Source organism: Armatimonas sp. (assembly GCF_043760365.1).
Classification (GTDB): Bacteria; Armatimonadota; Armatimonadia; order Armatimonadales; family Armatimonadaceae; genus Armatimonas.
In genome coordinates this window covers 1-6638 of the sequence record NZ_JAYUPA010000075.1, presented here as the reverse complement: position 1 = coordinate 6638, position 6638 = coordinate 1, and the positions used below count along the sequence as shown (strand labels likewise).

The window sequence follows — 6638 nt, the reverse complement described above, 5'->3', positions numbered from 1 at the left end:
AGGAGAAAAACGCCCCCCGCTGGCCTACTGGCTACGACCTACCTACCCTTAAAGCTCTTTGGCATGGGTAGGGTAGCCTCCCTCTAGCTATCAGGGTGGATGGTGAACTTGCGAGGGCGGATGGCACCGTCAAAGGAGAAGTTCCAGCCGAGCACGGCATTGATATCGGCAAAGCGTGCCGCCGTGTGCCCGGCAATCACTTGTGTGGGAATCGGGGTGCTCTGGCCACTGAGCAGCAGCGAGAACTTACCGTTTTTCTCGACCAGCGTGCCGCCAAAGAAGTCCGCCCAGTCGCGAATTGCCACCCAAATGCGGCTCTCGACAAACCAGGCATCCAGGCTGAGCTTCTTGGCTCCCTCGCCGCGATCCAGAAAGATCTCCACGGTGTCTGGTAAAAGTACCGGAGCGGGAGTCGGCGTAGGAGTAGGCTCGGGCGTGGCGGCAAACGCAGGAATGAGCGCATCCAGAGCACTCCAGCCGTCGGTGCGCACCAGCTCGCGCAGCACGGAGATGCGTTTATTTGTCTTGATCTGGTAGTGAGGAGTGTCCGGGAAATCGCTCCAGCGTCCGCCCCACTCCAGCCCGAGCGCCTCACCCAGCGGGCCCATTTTCTTGTAGTGCACCGACTCCGGCAGGTACTTGCCGTCTTTGAAAAGCCCGATGTCTACCGCGATCTGGTAGTTATGGTTGCTCTGCCCTCCGCGTGCATTGGTGACTTTCGGCCCCTCGGTCGTGCGGCCTTTGGCAAAGAGCGCGTCCTGCTCCGCCCAGGTCCGGTTGGCACTGATAATCTTGGCCTCCAACCCCTTGCTGGCGGCGTAGGTCTTCAGAGTGCGCAGCAGAGCGCGAAAGTGTGGCTGGGCCTTGGGCCGCAAGGTGGCGAGATTCTTTTCGGAGCGTTTCTCAAACTCAGGTGTCGGCATAATCACTCTCCTTGTGACGAGTATACCCAAGGGAGTCGCCCCGATGGATCGCCCCGATGAACCAGGGCGTCTTTTTGACGGCTTCGCCGACACGAAGGCCACTTCGGGCCATACCGAGTTTACTTGGTATGGGCGGGACGCCCTTCGTGTCCGAGGAACGAGGACAATATGACGCCCCCGTCCATGGGGGCGATCCATCGGAGCGAAGACTCGCAGGGTATAATTTGCTCCATGAGCACCACTTTGCAAGCCAGCCTGCTGGACCTCATCCGCCGCACCTCGTCCGACCTGCCTGCCGATATTCGCGAGGCAATGGAGAAGGGACGAAGCGTGGAAATGAAAGACAGCCGCGCCTTGATGGCGCTGGACACGATTGACTGTAATATCGCCACGGCCGCACAAGACTCTGCCCCGATCTGCCAGGACACGGGGATGATCAAGTTCTACGTGCACTACCCCATTGGCTACGATATTCTCACGTTCGAGGAGGCTGCCCGCGCCGCTGTGGCCGAAGCAACGGCGATTGGCTACCTGCGCCAGAACTCCGTGGACTCGATCACGGGCAAGAACACGGGCAACAATTTGGGGCCGGGGACGCCGCAGTTCCATTTTCAGGCGTGGCGAAAAGACTGGGTAGATGTCCGGCTGATGCTCAAGGGCGGCGGGTGCGAGAATGTTGGGGCGCAGTATAGCCTTCCGGCGGAGCTTAAAGAGATTGGGAAAAAAGCGGGCCGCAACATCGAGGGTGTGAAGCTGGTGGTACTCGACGCGGTCTGGAAAGCGCAGGGCAAGGGCTGTGCGCCCGGCTACATCGGAGTCTGTATCGGCAGCGACCGTGCGCACGGGTTAGAGGTCGCCAAAGAGCAGCTCCTACGCACTGTGGCCGATACCAACTCGGACGCGCAGCTGGATGCGCTGGAGCGCGAGATCACGCGCATCTGCAACGGCCTGGGGATCGGCCCGATGGGCTTTGGCGGGAACACGAGCCTGCTGGGCTGCAAGATCACAGCGCAGAACCGCCTCCCCGCCAGCTTCTTTGTTTCCGTGAGCTACGCCTGCTGGGCGCACCGTCGGCGCGGAGTGACTCTCAACCCCACCACCGATGCAGTCACCGGCTGGCTCTACGAAGAAGCCAGTGAGACGCTGGCGGGGGCGGAGGCAGGGGCTCATTAACGAACCCTGCACCGCTTCGCTAGGCTCCCCAGACGCGCGGGGTGTGCTCTGTATCCTCCACCACCTGGTTGTGACGGAAGATATGCCGTGCGGTGTCGGACCAGGACTCCCACGTGGTGCGCGGGACAGTAATCACAGGGGTTCGGATAAAGCCGCGCTCATAGACAATGGCGTACATGGTGCGTGGGTTGTCAGAGTCGTTGGGCATCCCTCGGTGCCACATGCGCATGTCGCGCAGGATAAAGCTCCCCACAGAAATTTCGGTGCGCACGGAGGGAAACGCCGCCGCCCGCTCGTCGTCGAGCACGCCCCCGAGAATAGGGTGCGTCCCCGGCCAGACCTCGGTCGCGCCATTGGCAATGGTGAAGTCACAGAGTGGGATATTGAGCACGAGGGTCGCCACCGGGTGCGCGACACCCATCAAGTGCCCGGTGTCTCGGTGCACGGGCTGGATTCCAGAGCCGGGCAGAGCGGTGTTGGTATGAAAAAACGCGCACTGGGGGTCCGCGCCCAGCAGTGCCTGCATGAGCTGAACCGCCACGGGCTGCGCCACAAGCTGGGTGTGGGCCAGAGGCAGATGCAGCGGGGGAAAGAACCCGATATGGTTCTTCCCAAAGGTCTTGCCCTCCAGTGCCGCGATCCCACCTTTACTCTGAATAAACCGCGCCAGCTCTGTTTCGTAGGCCGTGCGCACCGTATCAAGAAACGCGGCATCATAGACATTTTCGATCACCACATAGCCCACATCATTGAATGTCTGCACTGCTTTGTTCAGGCGCTCTGGTGAGAGTTCCCCTGCTACTTTTTCGTCGTTGGTGAGTTTCATACAGCTATTTTACCCAAGAAAACCGAACTCAGAGGCGAGACAATCGTGTACAATACGGCCATGAAAGCAACCCCAGAGACGCGGCAACGAATGATCCTTGCGGTAACGGGCCTGCTCACCCCACTTGCGTTCTGGATCGCTTTTGGGCTCTACGACCGCTTTACGCCAAGGCGCCGTATGCCCGAGGGCCTCTTCTTTGATCCTGCACGGGTCTCCCCGGAAGAGCGGATGCGCACACAGATCCTGCGTGCGCAGCTCCTGGAGGCTGCCCGCCAGGGCGACTGGCGTCGGGTCAGCCGCGCGGCGGACGACACTTGCGGCGTGGACTGTCCGTCGCCGATCTTCCCGCTTCAGGCAGAGGCACACTGGCGGCTGGGCGAGCGGGAAAAAGGTGCGGATCTCTGGGCCAAGGGCCTCGCCTGGGAGAGCCCCGTGGCGCAGGCGCAGCTCCAGGCACTAAAAGGGGACAAGGCGGCCTACACGGCCCATGTTGCCTCGCTTCTCAGCACGCCCGAGCTTGGCCTCGACAACGATATCGCCTGGGCCTGTGTTCTCCTACCGGATGCTCTCCCAGACTACACACTGGTTGTTGCGCGGGCGCAGAAGGCACTCCAACTCCAGGAAGCGGATCCCCCTGGGGGGAAGGCCAATGTCCTTAACACACTGGGTGTCGCGCTCTACCGAGCGGGGCGCTACAGCGAAGCACTGGCCCGGCTCCAGGAGAGCGAGAGCCTTCAGCACGAGATGATGAACGGTGTCTTTATCGCGCTTTGCTGCCGTAAGCTCGGCGATAGAACCCGCGCACGGCGTGAGGCGAACAGCTACTACCAGTTCCTAAGGAACTCGCTCCAGGATAACTCCCGCAACCGTCTGGAGTATGTCCTCTTTGAAAAAGAACTCAGCGCCGTCTTGCCCGCTACGCCCCCTAAGAAAGCCATAACCCCGTGACCCCGTCTGCATCCGATGTCTCCTCGGCGCGCGCCTCGCTTCTCGTCCTCGGAACCGCTGCCTTTCTAGTTCAGGCCGATGCCCGGGTGATGGATCCGCTCCTGAAAATAGTTGCGAGCGACCTGCACGTTACCAAAGAGGGAGCCAGTATCGCCCTGACTCTCTATGCCTTCGCCTACGGCCTCTTCCAGCTCTTCTACGGCCCGCTGGGCGATAGGATCGGCAAGCTGAGAGTGATGGCGGCGGCGCTGGGGCTCTTTGCGCTGGGGGAAGTTCTGGGTAGCTTCATGCCCAACCTGCCTCTCTTCACGGCGCTGCGTTTTCTTACGGGGACAGTCGCCGCCGCCGTGATCCCGCTCTCGCTGGGCTACATCGGCGATAAGTTTCCCTACCAGGAACGCCAGGTAACTCTCGGACGGTTCATGAGCGCCCTGATGCTGGGGCAGATTCTGGGCAGTGCGCTGGGCGGCATCTTCGGGGAGTATTTAAGCTGGAGAGTGATCTACCGCATCTTCGCGGGTGTCTCACTGCTCATGGCATTTTTGCTCTGGCGCGAGAGCCAGCGTGCGCCGGAGACGCCCCGCCCGGAGCGGAAGTTCTCTTTTGCACCGTATCGAACGCTCTGGGCCAAGCCCATGACCCGGATTGTGCTGGGCACGGCTTTTGTCGAGGGCTTCTTCATCTTCGGGGGGCTGCTGTTTCTGGGGGCCTCTCTTAAGGAGCGCTTTTCCCTCTCGTATCTCACAATCGGGCTGCTCCTGGGCTGCTTTGGCATCGGCGGACTGATCTACAGCGCGTCGGTGAAGAGGCTGGTGCCTAGGATCGGGGAGCTGGGGGCACTGCTTTTGGGGGGCTCGCTCCTGTTGGTCGGCTACACGCTCATTGGCTGGCTCCCTGTCTGGTGGTTCTTTATCCCTGCCATTGTGATCTATGGGATGGGCTACTACACCCTGCACGGCCCGCTCCAGACCCGCGCCACCGAGCTGGCGCCGGAGATGCGCGGCACGGCGGTCTCCCTCTTCGCCTTCGCGTTCTTTTTAGGGCAGGCGGCAGGCCCGCCGGTGCTGGGATGGGTGTTCAAAACGCAGGGCTATGGTATCGGGTTCTCAGTAGCGGGAGTTGGCCTCTTCGTCCTCGCTCTCGTCGCGCGGCGGCTCTTTAAACAGATTTTTTAGGTTGCAAAGAGCTGGCCGCTAATATCGGCGAACGCTTTGAACTCCAGCGCGTTGCCTGTGGGGTCCATGAGAAACAGTGTCGCCTGCTCCCCGACTTCTCCGGCGAAGCGGACATACGGCTCGATCACAAAGACAACGCCTGCCTCTTTGAGCCGCGCCGCGAGCACTTCCCAGACGGGCATTTCCAGCACCACACCGTAGTGGGGCACGGGAACCCCGTGGCCATCCACGCCGTTGTAGTGCGAGGCCAGCTGGCCGTCTTTGCCTAAGTTGGGATTTAAGTGACAGACAAACTGGTGCCCGAAGAGGTTGAAGTCCACCCACTGCGCCGCACTGCGCCCCTCCGAGCACCCTAGAATTCCCCCGTAGAACGCCCGTGCCTCGGCGATATCGCGCACGGGAACCGCAATATGAAACGGGGTAAGCTTACTGGTTTTGGTTGTTTCCATACGGGCTAGTGTACCCAAGCACTACCCCATAATCTGCCACTCCGCGATCACATCTCGGACACCGGAGCGCTGGCGCAGCCCCTTGAGCAGAGCATCGCGCTCTGCGGAGAAGGTTGCTTCGTGCCCACGCATCGCCCGGACGCGCCCGTAGAGATGGATCACACCATGGGTACACTGCACCTGCACCTCGCCGCAGTCCACACTGTGACGGGCCATCTCCGTGCGTACATGACGGCTCTCTTCTTTGGCCTCGGTCTTTTTGTTACTCACTGCTTACCTCATTGTCTGCACCCTGTAAAAAAACAAAAAGCGCACCGGCTTCCAGAGCCAGTACGCAAAGATGCACCCTCACAGTACCACGTTTACAGTTTTGCTCGTTGCCTGGGCAAGCGCCCGCAGGAAATAGGGCATAGTGGCGCGAACTTTGCCCTATGTTTAACGGACTTGGAATGAACCTCGGGAATCTTTCCCGGCTCTCGATGGCAAAGACGCGCTCGATCTCCCCGGAGAACTTCACGGGCGAAAAAGGCAAGGGCGGGATGTCAACCGACGGCCCCGCCAAAGAGTGCGCACGCGATCTCGGAATCGGCTGGAAGATAAGCCCGTATGTGAGAATCCCCGCCGGTAGCACGTTCACACTGGCGGAGATAGACGGCCCCGGTGCGATCCAGCAGCTCTGGATGACCCCCACCGGCAACTGGCGCTACTCGATCTTGCGCTTCTACTGGGACGACGAAGAGACCCCCTCGGTGGAGTGCCCCGTCGGAGATTTCTTCGCCAACGGCTGGTGCCAGTACGCCCCCGTGAACTCGCTCCCGGTCTGCGTGAATCCCGGCTCGGCGTTTAACTGCTACTGGGAGATGCCCTTTCGCCAGAAGTGCCGCATCACGCTGGAGAATATCGGCTACGACGAGATGACGCTCTACTACCAGATCAACTACACTCTCACCGAGATCCCTGATGATGCGGCGTACTTTCACGCACAGTTTCGGCGCACCAACCCGCTCCCGTACAAAGAGGTCTACACGATTCTCGATGGCGTGCGCGGCCATGGGCAGTTTGTCGGGTGCTACATGGCTTGGGGCGTGAACAATAATAGCTGGTGGGGCGAGGGCGAGATCAAGTTCTATTTAGACGGCGACGG

Annotated in this window: 9 protein-coding genes; 4 read left to right on the top strand and 5 right to left on the bottom strand. The window is 60.7% G+C overall.

Annotation, left to right across the window (positions count from 1 at the left end; genetic code table 11):
• Window positions 1–83: 83 nt before the first annotated feature.
• The gene (locus ACH2EH_RS01965) at window positions 84–923 is read right to left on the bottom strand and encodes a M15 family metallopeptidase (protein WP_395138345.1); all 840 of its coding nucleotides are present in this window, start codon (window positions 921–923) and stop codon (window positions 84–86) included.
• A complete protein-coding gene (locus tag ACH2EH_RS01960; protein ID WP_395138343.1) occupies window positions 910–1035 on the bottom strand; it encodes a hypothetical protein in 126 nt (41 codons plus the stop codon). The genes ACH2EH_RS01965 and ACH2EH_RS01960 overlap by 14 nt, the downstream gene beginning before the upstream one ends.
• A 119-nt stretch (window positions 1036–1154) precedes the next feature.
• Here ACH2EH_RS01960 and ACH2EH_RS01955 point away from each other — a divergent pair, with 119 nt between their 5' ends.
• The gene (locus ACH2EH_RS01955; protein ID WP_395138341.1) at window positions 1155–2096 is read left to right on the top strand and encodes a fumarate hydratase; all 942 of its coding nucleotides are present in this window, start codon (window positions 1155–1157) and stop codon (window positions 2094–2096) included.
• A 19-nt stretch (window positions 2097–2115) separates the two neighbouring features.
• Here ACH2EH_RS01955 and ACH2EH_RS01950 read toward each other — a convergent pair whose 3' ends face one another.
• Window positions 2116–2922 (bottom strand): phytanoyl-CoA dioxygenase family protein, encoded by an 807-nt coding sequence (locus ACH2EH_RS01950; RefSeq protein WP_395138338.1) that lies wholly within the window; start codon window positions 2920–2922, stop codon window positions 2116–2118.
• A 60-nt stretch (window positions 2923–2982) separates the two neighbouring features.
• Here ACH2EH_RS01950 and ACH2EH_RS01945 point away from each other — a divergent pair, with 60 nt between their 5' ends.
• Both ACH2EH_RS01945 and ACH2EH_RS01940 read left to right on the top strand, forming a co-directional pair.
• Window positions 2983–3870, top strand: coding sequence for a hypothetical protein (locus tag ACH2EH_RS01945; protein ID WP_395138336.1), 888 nt, complete (start codon window positions 2983–2985; stop codon window positions 3868–3870).
• Window positions 3867–5045: an MFS transporter gene (locus tag ACH2EH_RS01940; RefSeq protein WP_395138334.1), complete on the top strand. Its 1179-nt coding sequence runs from the start codon at window positions 3867–3869 to the stop codon at window positions 5043–5045. The genes ACH2EH_RS01945 and ACH2EH_RS01940 overlap by 4 nt, the downstream gene beginning before the upstream one ends.
• Here ACH2EH_RS01940 and ACH2EH_RS01935 read toward each other — a convergent pair.
• On the bottom strand, window positions 5042–5494 hold the full coding sequence (locus ACH2EH_RS01935) for a VOC family protein (RefSeq protein WP_395138331.1): 453 nt from the start codon (window positions 5492–5494) through the stop codon (window positions 5042–5044). The genes ACH2EH_RS01940 and ACH2EH_RS01935 overlap by 4 nt on opposite strands.
• 21 nt (window positions 5495–5515) lie before the next feature.
• Window positions 5516–5764 (bottom strand): hypothetical protein, encoded by a 249-nt coding sequence (locus ACH2EH_RS01930; RefSeq protein WP_395094914.1) that lies wholly within the window; start codon window positions 5762–5764, stop codon window positions 5516–5518.
• A gap of 161 nt (window positions 5765–5925) precedes the next feature.
• Between ACH2EH_RS01930 and ACH2EH_RS01925 the strand changes: the two genes are divergently transcribed.
• A partial coding sequence (locus ACH2EH_RS01925; RefSeq protein ID WP_395138327.1) for a glycoside hydrolase family 172 protein occupies window positions 5926–6638 on the top strand: 713 nt, incomplete at its 3' end.

Excerpts from the sequence above, each read along its gene's own strand:
- ACH2EH_RS01965 (WP_395138345.1), bottom strand. The coding sequence starts at position 923 with ATGCCGACACCTGAGTTTGAGAAACGCTCCGAAAAGAATCTCGCCACC.
- ACH2EH_RS01960 (WP_395138343.1), bottom strand. The coding sequence starts at position 1,035 with ATGGCCCGAAGTGGCCTTCGTGTCGGCGAAGCCGTCAAAAAGACGCCC.
- ACH2EH_RS01955 (WP_395138341.1), top strand. The coding sequence starts at position 1,155 with ATGAGCACCACTTTGCAAGCCAGCCTGCTGGACCTCATCCGCCGCACC.
- ACH2EH_RS01950 (WP_395138338.1), bottom strand. The coding sequence starts at position 2,922 with ATGAAACTCACCAACGACGAAAAAGTAGCAGGGGAACTCTCACCAGAG.
- ACH2EH_RS01945 (WP_395138336.1), top strand. The coding sequence starts at position 2,983 with ATGAAAGCAACCCCAGAGACGCGGCAACGAATGATCCTTGCGGTAACG.
- ACH2EH_RS01935 (WP_395138331.1), bottom strand. The coding sequence starts at position 5,494 with ATGGAAACAACCAAAACCAGTAAGCTTACCCCGTTTCATATTGCGGTT.